Source organism: Chromatiaceae bacterium (assembly GCA_016714645.1).
Taxonomy (GTDB): domain Bacteria; phylum Pseudomonadota; class Gammaproteobacteria; order Chromatiales; family Chromatiaceae; genus M0108.
On sequence record JADKCI010000005.1, the window covers coordinates 498,403 to 519,981 of the forward strand.

The following is a 21,579-nucleotide window of genomic DNA, read 5'->3' on the forward strand; positions in this document are numbered from 1 at the left end:
AGAGTGGTAAATGACTGAACAAGAAATCGAACAAGCGCTAATCGAGAAACTGGGCGACCTGAAATACCGCTACCGCCCGGACATCCGCGACCGGGCGGCGCTGGAGCACAACTTCCGCCAGCATTTCGAGTCTCTGAACCGCGTCCATCTGACAGACAGCGAGTTCCACCGCCTGCTGGACTCGATTATTACCTCCGACGTCTTCGCCGCCGCCAAACACCTGCGCGAGCGCAATAGCTTCGAGCGCGATGACGGCACGCCGCTCTACTACACGCTGGTCAACATCAAGGACTGGTGCAAGAACAGCTTCGAGGTCATCAACCAGCTCCACATCAGCACCGATTACAGCCACCACCGTTACGACGTGATCCTGCTCATCAACGGGATTCCCGTCGTCCAGATCGAGCTGAAAACATTGGCCATCAGCCCGCGCCGGGCCATGCAGCAGATCGTCGATTACAAAAACGACCCCGGCAACGGCTACAGCAAAACCCTGCTCTGCTTCCTGCAACTCTTCATCGTCAGCAACCGCAGCGACACCTGGTTCTTCGCCAACAACAACCGCCGCCATTTCAGCTTCAACGCCGACGAGCGCTTCTTGCCGCTCTATCAATTTGCGGACGTCGACAACACCAAAATCACCCATCTGGACAGCTTCGCCGACGCCTTCCTCGCCAAATGCACGCTGGGCGAGATGATCAGCCGCTACATGGTGCTGGTGGCCAGCGAGCAAAAGCTGCTGATGATGCGTCCGTATCAAATCTATGCCGTCAAGGCGATTGTCGATTGCATCCACCAGCACTGCGGCAACGGTTACATCTGGCACACCACCGGCAGCGGCAAGACCCTCACCTCGTTCAAGGCCTCCACCCTGCTCAAGGACAACCCGGACATCGACAAGTGCCTGTTCGTGGTGGATCGCAAAGACCTCGACCGGCAGACTCGGGAGGAATTCAACAAATTCCAGGAAGGCTGCGTCGAAGCCAACACCAATACCGAATCGTTGGTTCAGCGCCTGCTCTCCGACGACTACGCCGACAAGATCATCGTCACCACCATCCAGAAGCTCGGCCTCGCGCTCGACGACGGCAAGAAGCGCAACTACAAGGAACGTCTGGAACCGCTGCGCCAGCAGCGCATGGTCTTCATTTTCGACGAATGCCACCGCTCGCAATTTGGCGAGAACCACAAGGCCATCAAGGAGTTCTTCCCCAACGCCCAGTTGTTCGGCTTCACCGGCACACCCATCTTCGAGCAGAACGCCAGCACCCAGCAGATCGAAGGCCAGCAGGCCAGCTACAAAACCACCGCCGACATCTTCCAGCAGCAACTGCACGCCTACACCATCACCCACGCCATCGAAGACCGCAATGTCCTGCGCTTCCATGTCGATTACTACAAGCCCGAAGGCAAGCAACAACCCAAGCCGGGCGAGGCGCTGGCCAAGCGCGCCATCATCGAGGCCATTCTCGCCAAGCACGACGCCGCCACCGCCGGCCGCAAGTTCAACGCCGTGCTCGCCACCGCGAGCATCAACGACGCCATCGAATACCACGCCCTGTTCAAGACCGTGCAGGCCGGTAAACTAGCCACCGACCCTGACTTCCAGCCGCTCAATATCGCCTGCGTCTTCTCCCCGCCCGCCGAGGGCAATAAAGACGTGCAGCAGATTCAGGAAGACCTGCCGCAGGAAAAGGCCGACAACGAACAGGAACCCGACAAGAAGAAGGCAGCCCTCAAGGCCATCATCGCCGACTACAACGCCCAATACGGCAGCAACCACGGCATCGGCGAATTCGACCTCTACTATCAGGACGTGCAAAAGCGCATCAAGGATCAGCAATACCCCAATGCCGACCTGCCCCACGCCCAGAAGATCGACATCACCCTCGTGGTGGACATGCTCCTCACCGGCTTCGATTCCAAGTTCCTGAACACGCTCTACGTGGACAAAAACCTCAAGTTCCACGGCCTGATTCAGGCGTTTTCGCGCACCAACCGCGTGCTCAACGACACCAAGCCCTACGGCAACATCCTCGACTTCCGCCAGCAACAAGACGCCGTGGACACCGCCATCGGCCTCTTCTCCGGCCAGACCGCCAGGCCCGCCAAGGAAATCTGGCTGGTCGAGCCGGCCCTGGAAGTCATCCGCCAGTACGAGGCCGCGGTCGCTCGCATGGCGGGATTCATGGAAAACAAGCATCTGGTCTGCGAACCCGAGCAGGTATACAACCTGAAGGGCGACAGCGCCCGCATCGAGTTCATCAACCGCTTCAAGGAAGTGCAGCGCCTGAAGACGCAGCTTGACCAGTACACCGAACTTGAAACAGACCAGAAGGCCAGGATCGAGGCCGCCCTGCCGAAAGACCAGTTACTGAGCTTCCGCAGCACCTATCTGGAAACCGCCCAGCGCCTGAAAGCGCAACAGGACAAGCACGACCAAGATGGCAAGGGAAACGACCCGGAAGTGCAGCAACTCGATTTCGAGTTCGTCCTGTTCGCCAGCGCCCTCATCGATTACGACTACATCATGGCCCTCATCACCCGCTACGCCAGCCAGACGCCGGGCAAGCAGAAGATGAGCCGCGCACAGCTCATCGGCCTGATCCAGTCCGACGCCAAGTTCATGGACGCCCGCGATGACATCGCCGACTACATCGATACCCTGGAGGCGGGCAAGGGGCTGGACGAAGCCGCCATCCGCGCCGGCTTCGAGCGCTTCAAGGCCGCCAAGCACGCCCGCCAGTTGGCGGACATCGCAGGCAAGCACGGGCTGGATGCCGCCGCCCTGCAAGGCTTTGTGGATGCCATCCTGCGCCGCATGATCTTCGATGGCGAACAACTGAGCGACCTCATGGCGCCGCTGGCTCTCGGCTGGAAAGCCCGCACCAAAGCGGAACTGGCGCTGATGGCAGACCTCATCCCCCTGCTGCACAAACTCGCCCAGGGGCGCGAGATTTCAGGGCTGGGGGCGTATGAGCAATAAGGTGGAGAAACGCGGGCTGGTGCCCAAGCTGCGCTTTCCTGAGTTTCGGGAGGCGGGGGAGTGGGAGGAAAAGCGGCTCCAAGACATTACTTCGTCCGTATTTGATGGGACGCATCAAACACCAATTTATACCCTAGAGGGCATTCCCTTTTATAGCGTCGAAAATCTTATAAGCGGCAATAAAAATAAATTCATATCGCGTGAGGATTACCTCGCAGCAACGAGCAAGAACAAGCCAAACCAAGGAGACATTCTGTTAACCAGAATTGGAAAAATTGGCTACTCGCAAGTAGTGACGTGGAGTCATGAATTTAGCGTGTATGTAACTCTTGCGGTCATTAAAAAGTCAGCATTATTCGACTCGCATTATCTGCATTGCTTTATGCAGTCTGACCGCTATCAAAACGAAATTCTCAAAAAGTCGTTGCTGAACGCTGTCCCTTGCAAGATCAACATGGACAGTTTGAGAAAAACTAACGTTCTATTACCAAAACCAGCCGAACAACAAAAAATCGCCGACTGCCTCGCTTCCCTCGATGAACTGATCACCCTGGAGGCGCAAAAGCTCGACACGCTCAAGACCCATAAAAAAGGGCTGATGCATCAGCTTTTCCCCGCCGAAGGAGAAACCCTGCCCAAACTGCGCTTCCCCGAGTTTCGGGATACGGGGGAGTGGGAGGAAGTCGCGTTGGGAGAAATCGCCGAAATCAAGCTTGGGAAGATGCTCGACAGTAAGAAGCACACGACTGGCAACCTCCTGCCTTACCTCAATAACTTGGCAGTGCGTTGGAATGACGTGGAAACGTCAAACCTGCCGAAGATGTATTTCGACGAGAGCGAACTCGATCGCTTCGGATTGAGAACGGGTGACGTCGTTGTTTGTGAAGGCGGAGAGCCCGGTCGTTCTGCTGTCTGGGACGGACGGTTCCCCGATCTTAAGTTCCAGAAGGCCATTCATCGCGTCCGGTTCACTGTTCCGTTTCAGCCCCGCTTGCTAGTCCTTTATCTTGAATCCATAGCAGGTACACCGCGATTAGAAAACCTCTTCACTGGGGGAGGGATTAAGCATTTAACGCAAGAGGTGTTCGCTCGACTCAAAATTCCCTTTGCTTCCCACGCCGAGCAGAAAAAAATCGCCGACTGCCTCACCTCCCTCGACGACCTCATCACCGCCCAAACCCAAAAACTCGCCGCGCTCAAGACCCACAAGAAGGGCTTGATGCAACAGCTTTTCCCCGTGCTGGACGAGGTGGCCGCATGACGCAGCTCATTCTCTACACCAGCGAAGACGGGCAAGCCCAAGTGCAACGCAAGGCAACTGCCGAGGATTCCTCGGTAGTTCAAACCAGAGGCACCAACGAAGCCTCTGCCTATGCGGCTGCAGATCATTTTCGTGGCGTCACGAAATTGATCGGACTGGGCCATAACTGGAGAGTCGTAGCATGACGCACGGAAATTCATCGCAGTTTGTGATCTACCAAAGTGCTGACGGGCAAATCAAGCTGGATGTGCGGTTTGTGGATGAAACCGTGTGGCTGACGCAGCAGCAGGTGGCTGAGTTGTTCCAGACCTCGCGCACCAATGTGGTGGAGCATATTCAGCACATCTACGAGGAAGGCGAACTGGAAGAGGCGGCAACCTGTCGGGAATTCCGACAGGTTCGCACCGAGGGGACGCGTGAGGTGGCGCGCAGCATGGCGTTCTATAACCTCGATATGATTTTGTCAGTGGGCTATCGGGTGAAAAGCGCGGTGGCAACACGATTTCGTATCTGGGCCACGCAGCAGTTGCGCGAGTACATCGTTAAAGGTTTTTTGCTCAACGACGAGCGCCTGAAGAACCCCGATCAGCCTTTTGACTACTTTGAAGAGCTGACGCGGCGCATTCAGGACATCCGCACCAGCGAGCGGCGCTTCTATCAAAAAATCACTGACATTTACGCTACCAGCGTCGATTACGACCCCACCCAGCCGGAGAGCATCGCGTTTTTCCAGACGGTGCAGAACAAGATGCACTGGGCCATTACCGGGCAGACGGCGGCGGAGATCATCCACACCCGTGCCGACAAAAATCAGCCGAATATGGGGCTGACCAACTGGCGGAGCGGCAAGGTGCGCAAGGCCGATGTAAGTATTGCCAAGAACTATCTGAACGCCGACGAACTGGCGGCGCTCAACAATCTGGTGGAACAGTATCTGGTGTTTGCCGAAGGTCAGGCGATGCGCCGCGTGCCCATGCATATGAGCGACTGGATTACCAAGCTGCATGGCTTTTTGACCATCAACGACCGCGACATCCTCAACCACGCCGGAAAAATCTCCCATGAAATGGCCAAGACCTTGGCGGAAGCCGAGTACGAGCAATTCAACGCGGCTCGCATTGCCCATGCCGATCAACAGGAAAGTGATTTCGACCGGGCCGTGAAACAGTTGCCCAAGATGCCGAGCAAGGACACATGACTGATCAAGATCAAAAACAACTGGGAAACACCCTGTGGGGCATTGCCGACCAACTGCGCGGGGCGATGAACGCGGACGATTTCCGCGATTACATGCTGTCCTTCCTGTTCCTGCGCTATCTGTCGGACAACTACGAGACGGCGGCGCACAAGGAGCTGGGGCCGGACTATCCCAGGCTGAAAGTCGGCGATCGCAGTACGCCGCTGGCCGTGTGGTACGCGCAAAACCCGGACGACACCGCCGAGTTTGAAAAGCAGATGCGCCGCAAGACGCATTACGTGATCCAGCCCGCCTACCTGTGGGGCAGCATCGCGGAGATGGCGCGCACGCAGGACGGGGAATTGCTGCACACCTTGCAAAAGGGCTTCGACTACATCGAGAACGAGTCCTTCGCCAGCACCTTCGGCGGGCTGTTTTCCGAGATCAATCTGAATTCGGAAAAGCTGGGCAAGGGCTATGAAGCGCGCAATGCCGTGCTCTGCACCATCATCAAGTCGATTGCCGAGGGGCTGGAAAAGTTCTCCACCGACAAGGACACGCTGGGCGACGCCTATGAATACCTGATCGGCCAGTTTGCCGCAGGCTCGGGCAAGAAGGCGGGCGAGTTCTACACGCCGCAGCAGATTTCCAGCATCTTGTCGGGCATCGTCACGCTGGACAGCCAGGAACCCGCCACGGGACCGAAAAAGCATCTGGACAGCGTGTTCGACTTTGCCTGCGGCTCGGGCTCGCTGCTGCTGAACATTCGCCAACGACTGAAGGACGCGGGCGGCACCATCGGCAAGATCGCCGGGCAGGAAAAGAACATCACCACCTACAACCTGGCGCGCATGAACATGCTGCTGCACGGGGTGAAGGATTCCGAGTTCGAGATTTACCACGGCGACACGCTGACCAACGACTGGGACAGGCTGCGCGAGATGAACCCGGCCCGGATGCCAAAGTTCGATGCGGTGGTGGCCAATCCGCCGTTCAGCTACCGCTGGGAGCCGACCGATGCGCAGGGCGAGGACATGCGCTTCAAGAATTACGGCCTGGCGCCCAAGTCCGCCGCCGACTTCGCCTTTTTGCTGCACGGCTTTCATTACCTGAAGCCCGAGGGCGTGATGGCCATCATCCTGCCCCACGGCGTGCTGTTCCGAGGCGGCGCGGAAGAGCGCATCCGCACCAAGCTGCTGAAAGACGGCCACATCGACACGGTGATCGGCCTGCCCGCCAATCTGTTCTTCTCCACCGGCATTCCGGTGTGCATTCTGGTGTTGAAGAAGTGCAAGAAGCCCGATGACGTGCTGTTCATCAACGCCGCCGAGCATTTCGAGAAGGGCAAGCGGCAGAATCGCCTGCGGCCGGAAGATATCGACAAGATTATCGATGCCTACCAGCTCCGCCTACCAGAAGAACGCTATGCCCGCCGCGTGCCGATGGAGGAGATCGCGGCTAATGGCTACAACCTGAACATCTCGCGCTACATCAGCACGGCTCAGGCGGAGGAAGAGATTGTGTTGCAGGCGGTCAATGCTGACCTCGTCACACTGACACGGAAGGCCGAGGCAGCACGGGACAAACACAATGTATTCCTCAAGGCGCTGGGTTTGCCGCCTTTGCCGTGACGCGAATCCTTTTGGGGGCGTTCGCTGGGTGGCCTTCGGCGCTGTTCAAGTGGCCGAGTAACACGGCGCTGTACAGGGTCTCGCGCGCTGCTTATAGACCTGACCCCCCCGCCAGGTAGCGGGCGAGGAAGGCGTCGAAGGGCTGGTCGTCGGCGGCTTCGAGGGCGGCCTGGCGGCGGAGGGAATCCTGGGTGAGATGCTGAAAGAGGGCGAGACGTTCGGAGGACGGGGGCCGCGCCAGGTAGGCCCGGCGATGGGCCAGGGACAGGCGCTGGGCGAAGCCGAAGAAGCCTTCGCGGCGCTCGCGCATCTCGGCGAGCATGCGGGCGGAGGGGGTCAGTTCCGGGTCCAGGACCTTGGCCCGCTGCCGCTGGAGACTGGCGACGCAGGGACCTCCGGGGCCACCGTCGACCCACTCGGCGATGGCGGTCATGGCGTCGAGCAACATCAGGGCCCAGTCGCGCAAGGGGATGGCCTGGCCCGCGCGCTCCAGTCGCAGACCCGGTTCGCGGCCACGATGGGCCGTCAGGACCAGATTGTCGTCGATGGCGCTGCGCTCGCGGGCATCGATGCGGGGACTGTCGGCCAGGAAGCAGAACCGGATGAAGGCGTCCATGAAGTGGAGTTGCTCCGCCGAGACGCCGGCGGGCTCGAAGGCGTTCACATCGAAAGAGCGCACCTCGATATAGCGCACGCCCCGCCGGCGTAGGGCCTGGGTCGGTTTTTCCATCCCCTCCAGCAGGGGCTTGGGGCGTACCGAACTGTAGTACTCATTTTCGATCTGGAGAATATTGGCGTTGAGCTGCCGATACTGGCCATCCACCTTGACGCCGATGGCCTCGTAATGGGGACAGGGGGTCTCGATGGCCCAGGAGAGGCTGCGAATATAGGCATCCAGGCTGTCGTAATTGGCCTTGATGCCGGTGCCCTCCTCCTGGCGGTTCTGGTAACCGATATCGCCCAAGCGCAGGGAGGTCGCGTGGGGATAGTGGAGGGTATGGGGGTCGAAGGCCACCAGATTGGTCTCGGCGCCCTGGACAAAGGTCTTGCAAACGGCGGGCGAGGCGCCGAACAGGTAGGGGATGAGCCAACCATAGCGCTGGATGTTGCGCACCAGGCCCATATAGGCCTCGGAGCGGAAATGGACGGGATCTCCGACCTCCCCCACCCGATCCTGGTAGGCGGACCAGAAATCATCGACGAAGGAACAGTTGTAATGGACCCCGGCGATGACCTGCATGGTCCGGCCATAGCGGTAGCCCAGGCCACGCCGGTAGATGGTCTTCATACGCCCCGCGTTGGAACTGCCATAGCGGGCCAGGGGGATGCGCTCCGCGCCTTCCAGAAGGCAGGGCATGCTGGCGCCCCAGAGGATCTCCTCCTCCAGGTGGGCATGGATGAAACGGTGCAGATCGTCCAGGAAACCCAGCACCTCGTCCTTATCCGCCAGGGCCGGGGTGATGAGTTCAAGCAGGGCCTCGGAAAAATCCGTGGTGATGTAGGGGTGCGTCAGGGCGGAGCCGAAGACCGCCGGGTGGGGCTTGGGGGAGAGGGTGCCGCTGGGGGAGACGCGCAGGGTCTCCTTCTCCAGGCCCACCAGGCCGGCGCGGAACAGGCCGGCCAGCCCGGCCCGCTCGATAGCCCCCATTCGGGCCCGATATCCCCAGCAGTCATCCATTCAGGACGCCCGGGAACCTGGGGCACTCCCCCGCACTCGAGTTGTCCCTGCTGGCCCCGGTTCCGCCGCCCGGGACATCAATCGCGTTTGGCTTCCCGGACCCGGAAGGTATCGGCGCGCACCACATCGGCCAGGATGCTGGCGGCCTCGCGGATCTGAATCTGCTCAACGACCTTCTGCTGGCGCTCCATGACCTCCTCATCGACATCCTCGGCTTCCTCGTCGATAGGCGTCTCGCCTTGGGCGCGCAGAAATTCATCCCGCTGATGTTTGAGGATTTTCTCGCGCCGGTCGGCCTGAATCCGGCGGTCGGCCTCCTTGAGGGACACCGTCTTCTCATCGTCGAGTTCGCGCAGCACCCGCTCGCGGGCGGTGAGCATGCGGAAACCGGGGTCACTGTCGATACGCTGGGTGGAGGCCTTGTGGAAAGTGCTCAGATCCCCCAGCTTGGTCTTGTCGTATTTGGCCGGATGAATGCTGTTCCAGGGCAGTGCGTTCTCCAGGGAGCGCTCCCCATGCTCGGCCCCCTGAGGGGCGGTCGGGAAGAGGATATCCGGCTCCACGCCCCGCAACTGGGTGCTACCGCCACTGATGCGATAAAACTCGGCCATGGTCAGGCGCAAGCGGCCCAGGTCCTCGCCATTACCGGGGACATAACGATTGAGGTCGATCAGGGTCTGCACCGTGCCCTTGCCGAAGGTCGGCTCGCCAATGATGATGGCACGCCCATAATCCTGCATGGCGGCGGAGAAGATCTCCGAGGCGGAGGCGCTATTGCGATCGACCAGGACCGCCAGCGGCCCGCTATAGGCGGCTCCGGCGGCGACATCGCTCTCGACCTCCACCTTGCCGAACGAGTCCTTGACCTGCACCACCGGGCCCTTATCGATAAAGAGCCCCGTCAGGTCCGTCGCCTCCGTCAAGGAGCCCCCGCCGTTGCCCCGCAGGTCCACCACGATGCCATCCACGCCTTTGCGCTTGAGGTCCGCGAGCAGAGCCTGGACATCGCGGGTGGTGCTGCGGAAATCCTTGTCGCCATCGGACTCGGCGCGAAAATCGCGATAAAAGCCCGGCACCTCCAGGACACCGATGCGCAGCCCAAGGGCATTGGGGAGGTCTTCCAGCATATAGGCCTTGGCGGCCTGGTCCTCCAGCTTGATTTCGTTGCGCACCAGGGAGACGGTGCGGGTAACGCCGTCCGTCCCGGCCGACTTAGGCAGAAGCTGCAAACGCACCACCGAGTCCTTGGGCCCTCGAATCTTGTCCACCACATCCTGAAGCCGCCAGCCGACCACATCCTCCATGGTCCCGTCCGCGCCCTGGGCAACGCCCACGATCCGGTCACCGGAGTGAATGAGGCCAGAAAGCCGGGCCGGACCGCCCGGAATGGTGCGCTGGACCTCGGTGTAATCCGCGTCTCCCTTGAGTACGGCGCCGATGCCCTCCAGGGACAGCCTCATGCTGATGTCGAAGTTTTCCGCCGTGCTCGGGGACATAAAGCTGGTGTGAGGCTCCAGCGTTTCGATGTAGGCATTGACGAAGGTTTGATAGACATCATCGCTATCGAACTGCCGTACCCGGCGCGCCAGGCCCTCATAGCGCTCACCCAGCAGCTTGCGGATCTCGGTATCGCTCTTTTTGGCCAGCTTGAGGCCCAGCCAATCATTCTTGACCCGCTGGCGCCAGACATCATCCAGATCCGCGGCGTTAGCCACCCATTCCGCCTTGGCGCGGTCGAAGCGATACTGCTCGTCCTGGTCGAAACTGAAGCCCTTATCGAGGAGCCCCATGGCGAAGGCGATGCGGTTCTCGACATTCTTGCGGTAAAGGCGGAAGACCTCGAAGCCCAGATCGACCTTGCCACGCTTCAAATCATCGTCCAGGTGCTTGAATTCGCGCTTATAGCGATCGACTTCCTGCCGGGTGAAGAAGGAGCGATTGGGGTCCAGGGACTTGAGGTAGGCCACGAAGATCTGATCGGCAAAGGCGTCATCCAGCGTGACCTTGCGATAGTGGAAGCGCTCCAGGACCTTGTTGATGACCTGGGTCGTCTTCTCCTGACGGGCCTTGGGCTGCAAATCCCCGATCGCCACATCCTGGGACTTGGCCCCCACGCAGCCACTGGCCAGCACCAGCAGGGTTGACAGAAGGAGATGGAGAAGGGGACGACGAGGCATTTTCATGCGCGAGTACTCTCAAGGTGATGCTCATTGGATAAGTCAGACAGGTTGGCAGGCCCAAGGTTCGGCCTGTCCGCACCGCATCCGGGGGCCCTCAAGCCGACTGCCCGCCCTGCCGATAGACCTTGCGGCGGAAGAGATCGGTACGGCGACTGACGACCCGATCGACAAAAAGGGTACCATCGAGGTGGTCCATCTCGTGCTGGACTGCCCGGGCCTCGTAACCCTCCATTTCGAACTCCAGGGGCATCCCCCGGGGATCACAGGCACTCAGGTGAATCTTGCCGGCCCGAATGACGTTCCCGGTGTAATCCGGCACGGACAGGCAGCCCTCGCGGGCCATTTCGAAGCCATCCCAGTGGGTGATCTCGGGATTGACCAGGACCAGATAGCCATGGTTGGGGGTGTTCTTGCGGCCGGAGACATCCACGATGACGATCCGCTTGAAGACGTTGACCTGGGGCGCGGCGATGCCCACCGCCGCCGGCCCGGCCTGGCGGGTCTCCTCCAGATCGGCGATGAAGGCGCGCAGCCCGTCGTCGAAGTGGGTAACGGGCGCGGAGACCTGGCGCAGCCGCTCGTCCGGCAGGGTAAGGATTTCGAGTAGGGCCATGATTAACCGATCAGGGTCTCGACGGCCGAGATGTCCACCGCGATGCCACCGGCCACCAGACCCGCTACCGCCGCCTCCAAGGCCTCCAGGGGGCTTTCGGAATACCCCTGGATGTTCATCAGGTAGAAGGGGCGCTGGGGGTCGCCGCCGACATCGGACTCCAGCTCCAGAATATTGAAGCCCACCCGGGCCAAGGCCCCGGTCACGTCAGCGACGATGCCGGCGCGGTCCGCCCCGGCGACGCGCACCTGGACGTTGGGGACCAGGTGCCGATGCAGACCGCCCCTCATGGCATCGATATGCAGGCACAGACCCAGATCCGCCACCACGGGCGCCAGGGCCAGGCGCAGCCGCTCCTCCCCGCCCACCACCTCGGCCATCAACATGATGGTGAAATTGCCGCCCAGACGGATCATGGAGGCCTCGCCCAGACTGCCTCCCGCCTCGAAAATAGCCTGGGTGACCCGGGCCACGATACCGGGCCGGTCCTCCCCCACCAGGGTCAACATCTGCCATTCAGCCAAGATTCACCTCGTCGCGCACTCGGATTTGTGTCGCATGGTACGTCGAAATGGGTGAAGGGGGAAATCGGGAACCCTACGCATCATGGGGCTCGATCCAGATGAGGCTGGCCATGCGCCCCGTGACGCCGTCCCGGCGATAGGAGTAGAAGCGCCCGGCATCCTGGAAGGTGCAGAGGCCCGCCCCCTGGACGTCCCGCACGCCGAGCCTGGCGAGCCTGTGGCGCGCCAGCAGCGGCAGGTCCGCCAGCCACTGGCCCTGGCCAAGGGGTACGAAGGCCGCTGCGGCCTGCCCGTCCCCGGCCAGAAAACACGCTCGCACCTCGGCCCCCACCTCGAAGGCCCCGGGCCCGATAGCGGGGCCCAGCCAGGCCAGCAGGGACTCGGGAGGCCCCCCGAGACGGGCCAGGGCGGCCTCGATCACGCCCACGGCCAGGCCGCGCCAGCCGGCATGGACGGCGGCGACCCGGGTGCCAGCGCGGTCGCAGAGCAGGATCGGCAGGCAGTCGGCCGTCAGGACGGCGCAGACCTGGCCCGGACCCCAGGCCACTAGGGCGTCCGCCTCGCAAACCGCCACGGCGGGCTCATGGGCCAGCGCCACCGCGCAGCCATGGACCTGACGCAACCAGTGGGGCGCGGCGGGCAGGCCCAGCCCCAGGCGCAACCGCTCCCGGTTCGCGGCCACGCAGGTGGCATCGTCGCCCACGTGATCGCCCAGATTGAGCCCCGCGTAGGGACCGCGGCTGATGCCGCCACGCCGGGTGGTGCTGATGGCCCGCACCCAGGGCGGAGCGGACCAGTCGGCCTCAAGCCACTCCATCCGCGTCCTCCCGCAGCAGGCTCACCAAGTCCAGCATGTCCGCCGCCAGGGGGATTTCCCAAGCCAACGCCTCACCCGTGAGCGGATGGGGGAAGCCGAGACGGATGGCGTGCAGAGCCTGGCGCGGAAAGGCCCTCACCCCCGCCACCAGCCGCGTCGAGGCGCCCTTGGGCGGCCGGGGCCGACCGCCATAAACCGGATCGCCCAGGATAGGGTAATGGATATGGGCCATATGGACCCGGATCTGATGGGTGCGCCCGGTTTCCAGTCGCACCGCCAGCAGGGCATGGCCCCGAAAGGCCTCAAGGAGGCGGTAGTGGGTGACCGCCGGCCGGCCGCCGGAGACCACCGCCATCTGGGTGCGCTGACGCGAATGCCGGCCCACCGGGGCATCGACATGGCCGCCGCCCGTCGGGACGCCCGTCACCAGGGCGCGATATTCCCGATGGACCTGGCGCTGCTGGAGCAGATCCACCAGAAACTTGTGCGCCTGCAAGGTGCGGGCGACTACCAACAGGCCGCTGGTATCCTTGTCGAGCCGGTGGACCAGGCCAGCCCGGGGGACCAGGGCCAGTTCCGGGGCATGGTGGAGCAAGGCATTCTGGAGGGTGCCATCGGGATTACCGGCGGCCGGATGGACAACCAGCCCGGCGGGCTTGTTGATCACCAGAATGGCCTCGTCCTCGAAGACGATGTCCAGAGGCAGATCCTGGGGTTGGCAGGTCTCGTCCGGCGCCACCGCCGGTTCCAGCCACACCTCCTCCCCGCCCCAGACCTTGTCTCGCCGCCGACAGGCTTGACCGTTGAGGCGCACCCGGCCCTCATCGATCCACTGTTGCAGCCGGCTGCGCGAGAACTCGGGCAGCAACTCGGCCAGGGCCTGATCCAGGCGCTGACCACCCAGGTCGGCGCCCAGACGGCAGGCACGGGGGACCGCGGCGGCGACTATCACCCGCCCACCCGCGGGCAATGAATAAGCCCCCTCGCGCCCGTCCGCGCTTGGGTTATACTGCGGCCGTTTTCGTCTGGATGAATCATTACATGTATTACCGGATCAAACCTTTCCTGCCTACCCTTGGGCCCCTGCTGGCCCTTGCACTCCTGCTCTCCGGCTGTTCCTGGTTTGGCAACCTGGAAGACACGACCAAGGATTGGAGCGCCTCGAAACTCTACTCCGAGGCCTCCGCGGAGTTAAACAGCGGCGGCTACGAGACGGCTATCGAATATTACGAGAAGCTGGAGGCCCGCTTTCCCTTTGGCCGCTACGCCATGCAGGCCCAACTTGATGTCTCTTATGCCTATTACAAGGCGGACAAGCCCGAGGAGGCCATCGCAGCGGCGGACCGCTTCATCAAGCTTTACCCCCAGAGCCCCTACGTGGACTACGCCTACTACTTCAAGGGCATCGTCAACTACAACCGCAGCGTCGATTTTCTCGACCGCTACATCCCCACTGACCGCTCCCAGCGCGATCCCGGCTCGGCCCTGGATGCCTTCAACGACTTTTCGGAACTGGTTCGGCGCTTCCCGGACAGCAAATATACCCCCGACGCCCGCCAGCGCATGCTTTACCTGCGCGGCAACCTGGCCAGGAACGAAGTCAACATCGCGAAATTCTATGTCAAGCAGGGCGCCTACATGGCGGCGGTGGACCGCTGCAACCACGTCATCCAGCACTTTCAGCGCACCACTGCGGTGCGCGACGCCCTGGTGACCATGATCGACGCCTACAAGCGCCTAGGCAAGGACGACCTCGCCACCGACGCCCAGCGGGTGCTCGATCTTAACGACAAGGAAGGTAAGTTTGTCTCCGACGACCTGCCGCCGTCAGAAGTTACCCTGACACGGAAGCTCTGGGACTATCTGGAACTCGACAAGAACTGACGCACGGGATGAAGGCCGGGGCATTCATCCCGGCCTATCCCTCCTCAAACGGCCGCTACGTCCTCCTCACCGGTACGGATACGCACCACGCGGCTCACATCGCTGACAAAAATCTTGCCGTCACCGATCTTGCCGGTGCGGGCGGAGGTGGTGATAGCCTCGACGCAGACATCAACCAGGTCATCGTTCAGGACGATCTCAATTTTCACTTTTGGCAGAAAATCAACCACGTATTCCGCGCCTCGATAGAGTTCGGTATGACCCTTCTGCCGACCAAACCCCTTGACCTCGATGGCGGTCATACCGGTGATACCCGCCATGGACAGGGCCTCGCGGACGTCATCCAGTTTGAATGGCTTGATTATGGCTTCGATCTTTTTCACTAGGATCTCCTGCTGTTGAATGCGTAGGTTACAAAACGCTGATCAGTATAGTTTAAGCGGCGGGACCACACACGGCCGCCTTTGCCACGCTGACACTCAAAAACCACTCGTGATGGGATAACGTCGGTCGCGGCCGAAGGCCCGGGTAGTGATGCGTACGCCGGGCGGGGCCTGCCGACGCTTATATTCATTACGGTCCACCAGGCGCGTCACCCGCCGCACCAGCTCCTCCGGAAAGCCGGCGGCCACGATACCCGCCACGCCCTCGTCCTCCTCAATGTAGCGCTTGAGGATGACGTCGAGAATCTCGTAATCCGGCAGGCTGTCCTGGTCGGTCTGGTTGGGCCGCAGTTCCGCCGAGGGCGGCCGGTCGATCACCCGCTGGGGGATGACGGGCGCGGGGCCAAGGCCATTGCGATAGGCCGCCAGGCGATAGACCAGGGTCTTGGGCACATCCTTGATGGGAGCGAACCCCCCGGCCATGTCACCATAGAGGGTCGCGTAGCCCACGGCGACCTCGCTCTTGTTGCCGGTGGTCAGCAGCATCTTGCCCTTTTTGTTGCTGATGGCCATGAGGATGATGCCACGACAGCGGGCCTGGATGTTCTCCTCGGTTACGTCCAGGTCGCAACCGGCGAACTCACCCGCCAGCATCTCCAGAAAGGCCCTGAAGGCCGGCTCGATGGGCACGATGCGATGGACCACGCCCTGCGTCCGCGCCTGTTCCCGGGCATCCTCGACGCTCATGTCCGCCGTATAGCGCGAAGGCATGAGCACCGCCTCCACCTGGTCCGCCCCCAGGGCATCCACCGCGATCGCCAGGGTCAGGGCCGAATCGATACCGCCCGACAGACCCAGCACGGCACCCCGGAAGCCATTCTTGCGCACATAATCCCGCACCCCCAGGACCAGGGCGCCATAGACCCCCTCCTCCGCCGCCGGGATGGGCGCGATGACGGCGGGGCGCGGACAAGGGGCTTGACCCGGCGGACCCACCTCCACCTCGACCAGCAGCATCGCCTCCGCGAAGAAGGGCGCCCGCTGGGTCAGTTGACCCTGGGCATCCACCACGAAGGAGCCGCCGTCAAAGACCAGTTCATCCTGTCCGCCGACCAGGTTGGCGTACAGGATCGGCAATTGGTGTTCCTGGGCGCGACGGACCAGAAGTTCCTCGCGCTCCGGGGCCTTCCCGACGTGGTAGGGCGAGGCGTTGAGATTGATCAGCAGTCGCGCCCCCGCCGCCGCCGCCAACTGGGTGGGGCCCTCCTCCCAGATGTCCTCGCAGATGCTGATGCCTAGTCGTGTCCCCTGAAAATCGATCACACAGGGGGCATGACCCGGCTGAAAATAACGCTTCTCATCGAACACACTGTAATTAGGCAACATTTGCTTGGCGTATTCCGCCACCAGCCGGCCATCCTGAAACAGCCCCGCGACATTGAAGAGGCTCCCCAGATCCCGCTTTGGATAGCCCAGTACCAGCCCGATCCCCTGGCTCGCGGCGCGGATAGCCTCCAGGGCCGTCGCCACGCGCTCGATCAACTCGGGCCGCAGCAGCAAATCCTCGGGGGGATAGCCCGTCAGGGTCAGCTCCGGAAAGACCACCAGGTCGGCCTGATGCCGCTCCCGCGCCTCCCGGGCCACCTGGATGACCCGGTCACGATTAGCGGCGACATCGCCGACCAGTAGATTGACTTGAGCGATGAGAATGCGTAGGGTCATGTCAGGGACTCTGTCCGCCAATTCCGGCCCGGCAGCCATGAGTACCGAGACGCTATTAACAGAAATTACAGGGAGTTAAGCAATGGTTCGCGGGATTCCACGGAGGTAAGAACTGAACAACCAGGCCAGCCTCCCTCGGATGGTATCAGGATAGCAGCCTGAAGGAACGGCGGTGATTTCATATTGCCACGACCTCTTTGGCATCCCCCCGGCTAGCAGGCCGGCCAGACGAATCGCTCCTGTTTCAAAATACCTTCATGCGCTTAAACACCGAACAAATTCAAGCCATACGCCAAACCGCCAGGCGCCTGCTGGGTGACGGCACCTGAGTCAGTGTTGTACGCCGAGGGGCCCCTCGATCGCCATCGCCACCTGATCCGCCACCCGACGGATGGCGTCCGCGGTCAGTCGTCACTCAGACGAGCGGGAACCCGTCGTTTTCGCTCCCCACGCGGCGGGCGGCGTCCAACCGGCGATCCAGTCGGGGATCTGCTCCGGCGGCATCGGCCGGGCGATGCCATAGCCCTGCGCCCAGTCGCAACCGAGTTCTAGCAGCCGGCAGCCCAGTTCGGTCGTTTCCACCCCCTCGGCGATCACGCTGCGCTGGAAGGCGGCGGCTAGTCCGACCACGCCCTGGACAATCGCCTGGGCCTCGGGATCCACCAGCAGGTCCTGCACGAAGGACTGATCGATTTTCAGCACCCGCACCGTCAGATGCCTAAGGTTGGTCAGTGAAGCATAGCCGGTGCCGAAATCGTCCAGGGCGAAGTGCACCCCCAGTTGTCCACAACCTTCGATCAGGCGGGAGACGGTCGCTATATCGTCAAAGGCGACCGATTCCAGAATTTCCAGTTCGAGTTGCGCCGGCGGCACCGCGGGGTATCGCGCCAGCAGCGTCCGCAAGTCGGCGACGAACGCGGGTTGCAGCAAATGACGGGCCGCAACATTCACGCTCACCGGCAACGACAACCCCTGCGCCGCCCAGGCACTCATCTGGCGCACGGCTTCGCTGATCATCCAGGAGCCGACCGGACTCTCCAGTTGGCTGGCGTTCACCACCGGCATGAACTGGGCGGGCGGCAGCAGGCCCTCCTGGGGGTGTTGCCACCGGATCAGCGCCTCCGCGCCGATGACCGTGCCGGTACGCATGTTCACCTTGGGTTGGTAGTACAGCACCAGTTCGTGCGCGCTCAGCGCCTCATGAATGCGCGCCAGCGTTTGATAATGGTGGGGGATGCTGCGGTCCTGGACCGCGTCGAAGGCGTAGTAGCCATTCTTGCCCGCCAACTTGGCCTGATACATCGCCTGGTCCGCTTGGCGGAGCAGTTGCTCGGCATCAATCTCGTCCGCCTGCGGGTAGAAGGTGATGCCGATACTGGCGGACACCTGGAGGGCGTGATCGCCGATCATCACGGGCTGACTGGCGGCCGCGAGCAGGCGCTGGAAGATCGGCTCACCGACGGCGATGTCGACCAGATCGAGCAATACCGCAACGAATTCATCGCCGCCGACGCGCGCCAGGGTGTCGCCTTCGCGCAACGCCTCCTTCATCCGGGTGGCCACGACCATTAACAACCGGTCGCCGACGGCGTGCCCATAATGGTCATTCACGGCTTTGAAGCCGTCCAGATCGAGAAAGGCCACCACGATGGATTGTGCGTGCCGCTGGGCCTGCGTCATGGCCTGTCGCACCCGGTCGGCCAGCAGCACCCCGTTCGGCAACCCTGTCAGGGCGTCATAGTGGGCGAGGTGTTCGAGTTGTCGTTCGTGTTCCTTGAGCGCGGTGATGTCCGAGAACAACCCGACGTAGTGCAAGGGGTGGCCTTGGGCGTCGCACACCCTGCTGATCGTGAGCAGCACCGCGTACACGCGGCCCTGCTTGTGCCGGTTCCAGATTTCGCCGTACCAATGGCCGCTCGCGAGCAACTTGTTCCACAACTCCGCAAAGAACGCCGGGGGGTGCAGGCCGGAACTCATGAGCCACAGGCTGTGGCCCAGGGCCTCCTCACGGGGATAGCCGGTGATTTGGGTGAAGGTGTCATTGACCTCAATGATCGTTCCGTTGGGGTCGGTGATCAGGATGCCTTCGTGGGCATGACTGAACACGTTGGCGGCGAGTTGCAGCTGTTGTTCGGCCTGCTTGCGGGCGGAAATGTCATGGATAATGGAAAACAGCAACACCTGATCGGCCACCTCGGTGGGCGTTGCATAGACCTCCACATCGCGCACTTCGCCGTTGGCCAGCCGGTGCTGGAAGTTGAAAAAGTTACGTTCTTCGTGCAGCGCCGCGGCCCGTTCCCGAGCAATCGCCTCGGGCGGCAGGGTGTTGATCTGGGCGATGTTCATGCCGATGAGTTGATTCAAGGGCGTGCCGTAATAGGTTGCGGCGGCCGGGTTAGCGTTGACGATCTGCCCGCTGACGGGTTCGGTCAGCAGCATCACCGAGCTATTGCCCTCGAAGAATTGGCGAAAGTGCGCCGCGCTTTCCCGCAGCCGCGCCTCTTCCTGCTGCCGGGCTGCCTGGCGCAGCAGCGCCTCCGTCATGGTATTGATCGAATCGGCCAGGTCCGCGAGTTCATCCGTACCCGGCACGTCAATCCGGAGATCAACCCGGCCATTGGCCACCGCCCTGGCTCCCGTGTGCAGGGCAGCCAGACGTTGGTTAATCAGCCGGTCGGTGGAGAAGAGGACGGTCATGATGAGCAGGGCCAGCGCGACCGTCCCCCCCGCTAGGTTCCACACCCCCTGCCGAAGGGCATCGTCCGCCCGCTGCTGGCTGGACCTTTGCAGGACCATGGCCAGGTTGCGGAAGGTTGCGGCCCTCACTAGCAGTTGATTCAGCAAGCGCTTGTCCAGTTCCTCATAGAGGAATCGGTTCGGTCCGGCCTCGCTCAGGGATCGGGTGTTGGCCACAATGCGCTGAAAAAGGGCCAGTCGTTCCGTCTGCTTGTGCACCAATTGCGCGACCAGTTGACGTTCGTCCGGGGTCGAGAACCGTTCGTGTGCTTGGGCCAGCAGTTGCGCACCCTCCTGGTGCAGGCTCAGCCAAGCCTCCCGGGTGTGTTCAGTCCGATACAGGAAATACTGGTCGCGCAGGGACGCGGCTTCGGCCGCATGGTTCTGGATCGCAGAGGCCAGTTGATTCGCGTCCCTGGCGTTGCTGAATTCCAGCAGTGACCCGATCATCACCCCGCCCAGCACTGCCAGGCTCAGCGGAATGACGACTTTGAGTAGTTTCAGCCGGGTAAGGATCCGCATGACGGCTTAGCGTTCGAGGAAGATGGCGTCGGGCTGCACGGCTTTGAGACCGTCCAGATACAGGATCGTCGAGTAGTCCGGCATCTGGGTTTGATCGGTCAACTGGTTGCTGATCGCCCAGCGCGTTTCGTCTTCCAGGATCAGCAGCAAGATCTGATCCAGCCCGACAAGGAACTGGAAGTTGCCCAAGATTTCTTGCACCAGGCTCGGGTCGATCTGGGTGGCCTCGGCCAAGAGGGTCTGAGCGGCGTCTGGCTGCGTGCGGGCGAAGCCCTCGGCCTTGATCAGCGCCCGCAGGACTTTCTGAATGACCAGCGGGTGCTGGTCGATGAAGTCCTGCCGGGCGACCAGATTAAAGGTTTGGGTATAGATTTCCGAGTCTAAGATAACCCGCGCGTTCGGCCCCAGCGCGTGGACGAGCGGGTAATAGCTCCAGGTGGCCACCGCATCCACCTCCCCGGCCAGCAGGGCCTCCTGCATCGCGTCGGGCTTCAGGTCCACGGCCAGCACCTCCTGGCGCGGGAGGCCGTTGGCGGTGAGCAGAGCGGCGAGAAAGAAATCCGAGGCGGTGCCGGGGGTGTAGCCGATGCGTTTGCCCTTGAGGTCTTTGGCGCTGGCAATACCGGCATCGCCACGGGCCACCACGGCGAGGTTGGTATCACTTTCGAGCAGGGTAGCCAGCACCCGGAGGTTCGCGCCCTGGAGGACGGCAAACATAATGGGGGTTTCGGCTACCGTGGCGAGGTCGGCTTGACCGTCCAGTATTGCCTCTAGCGCGGCCTTGCCGAAGGTGCGCATGACGGGTTGAATGTCCAGCCCCTCCGCGCGGAAGTAGCCCTGGATTAGCGCAATATGTACCAAGGCACTCTCAAGCCGGTCGGTGAAGGCAATCCTTAGCGTCTGCGGTGGTTCGGTCGCCGGCGCGGGCGACTGTTGGCAGGCCGTCAGGGCCAGCGCCAAGGTCAGGAGGGCCGCTACCCGGTTCATTGTCGTTTTTTTCATGAGCGGATTCCGGTGGTGATTGCCGCAGACCCTGGGTGAGGTTGGTAAGCCGCTGATTTAGTTAAAACGGAATGCCGTTGTCATCAGGTAGGGCACTGCTACCCTGGGTCGCCCGGCCCGGCAGTGGCTCTATAGGTGGTGGCTGCGGTGGGGCCTACTCTTGGCAGCGCAAACTCACCGCGGGTTCGGAAAGAGGTACGCAGGTCCCGCCGGGATGGAGTTTAGACCAGGCGCAGGGGCCGCGCGACCCGGGCATTCCCCTAGTCAGGCCTGATTTTACCGGGGAACGCCCGGGACTACCGCAACCAGAGCGCCCTGACACTGGGGGTTACTGCCCCGCGCGGCCATGCACCGAGGTGTACTCCTCGGGCGCGGTGGCCTATACGCGCAAATGTGGACTTTGCAGCAGCCGGAACACCGGTTTTCGGTGTAGTCTAGAGGTGTTACCCGCCGCACGCCCGCA

Annotated in this window: 16 protein-coding genes; 6 read left to right on the forward strand and 10 right to left on the reverse strand. The window is 62.0% G+C overall.

Translation table 11 applies throughout. The features are described from left to right. Window positions 1-10: 10 nt before the first annotated feature. Genes IPN92_18880 through IPN92_18900 form a run of 5 tightly spaced genes read left to right on the forward strand, consistent with a single transcriptional unit; the run spans window position 11 to window position 7,055 of the window. A complete protein-coding gene (locus IPN92_18880; protein ID MBK8640241.1) occupies window positions 11-2,986 on the forward strand; it encodes a type I restriction endonuclease subunit R in 2,976 nt (991 codons plus the stop codon). Further along, window positions 2,976-4,247 (forward strand): restriction endonuclease subunit S, encoded by a 1,272-nt coding sequence (locus IPN92_18885; protein ID MBK8640242.1) that lies wholly within the window; start codon window positions 2,976-2,978, stop codon window positions 4,245-4,247. The genes IPN92_18880 and IPN92_18885 overlap by 11 nt, the downstream gene beginning before the upstream one ends. Beyond that, window positions 4,244-4,432, forward strand: coding sequence for a hypothetical protein (locus tag IPN92_18890; GenBank protein ID MBK8640243.1), 189 nt, complete (start codon window positions 4,244-4,246; stop codon window positions 4,430-4,432). Before IPN92_18885 ends, IPN92_18890 begins: the two co-directional genes overlap by 4 nt. Continuing rightward, on the forward strand, window positions 4,429-5,445 hold the full coding sequence (locus IPN92_18895; protein MBK8640244.1) for a virulence RhuM family protein: 1,017 nt from the start codon (window positions 4,429-4,431) through the stop codon (window positions 5,443-5,445). Before IPN92_18890 ends, IPN92_18895 begins: the two co-directional genes overlap by 4 nt. Beyond that, window positions 5,442-7,055, forward strand: a complete 1,614-nt coding sequence (locus tag IPN92_18900) for a type I restriction-modification system subunit M (GenBank protein MBK8640245.1) — start codon at window positions 5,442-5,444, stop codon at window positions 7,053-7,055. Before IPN92_18895 ends, IPN92_18900 begins: the two co-directional genes overlap by 4 nt. 91 nt (window positions 7,056-7,146) lie before the next feature. Here IPN92_18900 and IPN92_18905 read toward each other — a convergent pair whose 3' ends face one another. From IPN92_18905 to rluD, 6 genes are all read right to left on the reverse strand, one after another. Next, window positions 7,147-8,733, reverse strand: a complete 1,587-nt coding sequence (locus IPN92_18905; protein ID MBK8640246.1) for a glutamate--cysteine ligase — start codon at window positions 8,731-8,733, stop codon at window positions 7,147-7,149. A 77-nt stretch (window positions 8,734-8,810) separates the two neighbouring features. Continuing rightward, window positions 8,811-10,916 (reverse strand): carboxy terminal-processing peptidase, encoded by a 2,106-nt coding sequence (locus tag IPN92_18910; GenBank protein MBK8640247.1) that lies wholly within the window; start codon window positions 10,914-10,916, stop codon window positions 8,811-8,813. Window positions 10,917-11,007: 91 nt separating this feature from the next. Further along, window positions 11,008-11,526: a peptide deformylase gene (gene def, locus IPN92_18915; GenBank protein ID MBK8640248.1), complete on the reverse strand. Its 519-nt coding sequence runs from the start codon at window positions 11,524-11,526 to the stop codon at window positions 11,008-11,010. A gap of 2 nt (window positions 11,527-11,528) precedes the next feature. Then, window positions 11,529-12,035: an amino acid-binding protein gene (locus IPN92_18920; protein MBK8640249.1), complete on the reverse strand. Its 507-nt coding sequence runs from the start codon at window positions 12,033-12,035 to the stop codon at window positions 11,529-11,531. 88 nt (window positions 12,036-12,123) lie between these two features. Further along, window positions 12,124-12,867, reverse strand: a complete 744-nt coding sequence (gene pgeF, locus IPN92_18925; protein MBK8640250.1) for a peptidoglycan editing factor PgeF — start codon at window positions 12,865-12,867, stop codon at window positions 12,124-12,126. Continuing rightward, window positions 12,854-13,816 carry a 23S rRNA pseudouridine(1911/1915/1917) synthase RluD gene (gene rluD / locus IPN92_18930; protein ID MBK8640251.1) on the reverse strand — a complete coding sequence of 321 codons (963 nt, stop codon included), beginning with the start codon at window positions 13,814-13,816 and terminating at the stop codon, window positions 12,854-12,856. The genes pgeF and rluD overlap by 14 nt, the downstream gene beginning before the upstream one ends. Before the next feature lie 92 nt (window positions 13,817-13,908). On the opposite strand from rluD, the gene IPN92_18935 reads away from it, so the two are divergent. After that, window positions 13,909-14,751 (forward strand): outer membrane protein assembly factor BamD, encoded by an 843-nt coding sequence (locus IPN92_18935; GenBank protein MBK8640252.1) that lies wholly within the window; start codon window positions 13,909-13,911, stop codon window positions 14,749-14,751. A 44-nt stretch (window positions 14,752-14,795) separates the two neighbouring features. Here the strand turns inward: IPN92_18935 and glnB are convergent, their stop codons facing one another. The 4 genes from glnB to IPN92_18955 all read right to left on the reverse strand — a co-directional run bounded on the left by glnB (window position 14,796) and on the right by IPN92_18955 (window position 21,116). Then, the gene (gene glnB / locus IPN92_18940) at window positions 14,796-15,134 is read right to left on the reverse strand and encodes a nitrogen regulatory protein P-II (GenBank protein ID MBK8640253.1); all 339 of its coding nucleotides are present in this window, start codon (window positions 15,132-15,134) and stop codon (window positions 14,796-14,798) included. Between the two features lie 96 nt (window positions 15,135-15,230). Continuing rightward, window positions 15,231-16,856: an NAD+ synthase gene (locus tag IPN92_18945; GenBank protein MBK8640254.1), complete on the reverse strand. Its 1,626-nt coding sequence runs from the start codon at window positions 16,854-16,856 to the stop codon at window positions 15,231-15,233. A gap of 411 nt (window positions 16,857-17,267) precedes the next feature. Beyond that, window positions 17,268-20,114 (reverse strand): EAL domain-containing protein, encoded by a 2,847-nt coding sequence (locus tag IPN92_18950; GenBank protein MBK8640255.1) that lies wholly within the window; start codon window positions 20,112-20,114, stop codon window positions 17,268-17,270. A gap of 6 nt (window positions 20,115-20,120) precedes the next feature. Next, window positions 20,121-21,116 (reverse strand): NrtA/SsuA/CpmA family ABC transporter substrate-binding protein, encoded by a 996-nt coding sequence (locus IPN92_18955; GenBank protein ID MBK8640256.1) that lies wholly within the window; start codon window positions 21,114-21,116, stop codon window positions 20,121-20,123. Window positions 21,117-21,579: the final 463 nt, after the last annotated feature.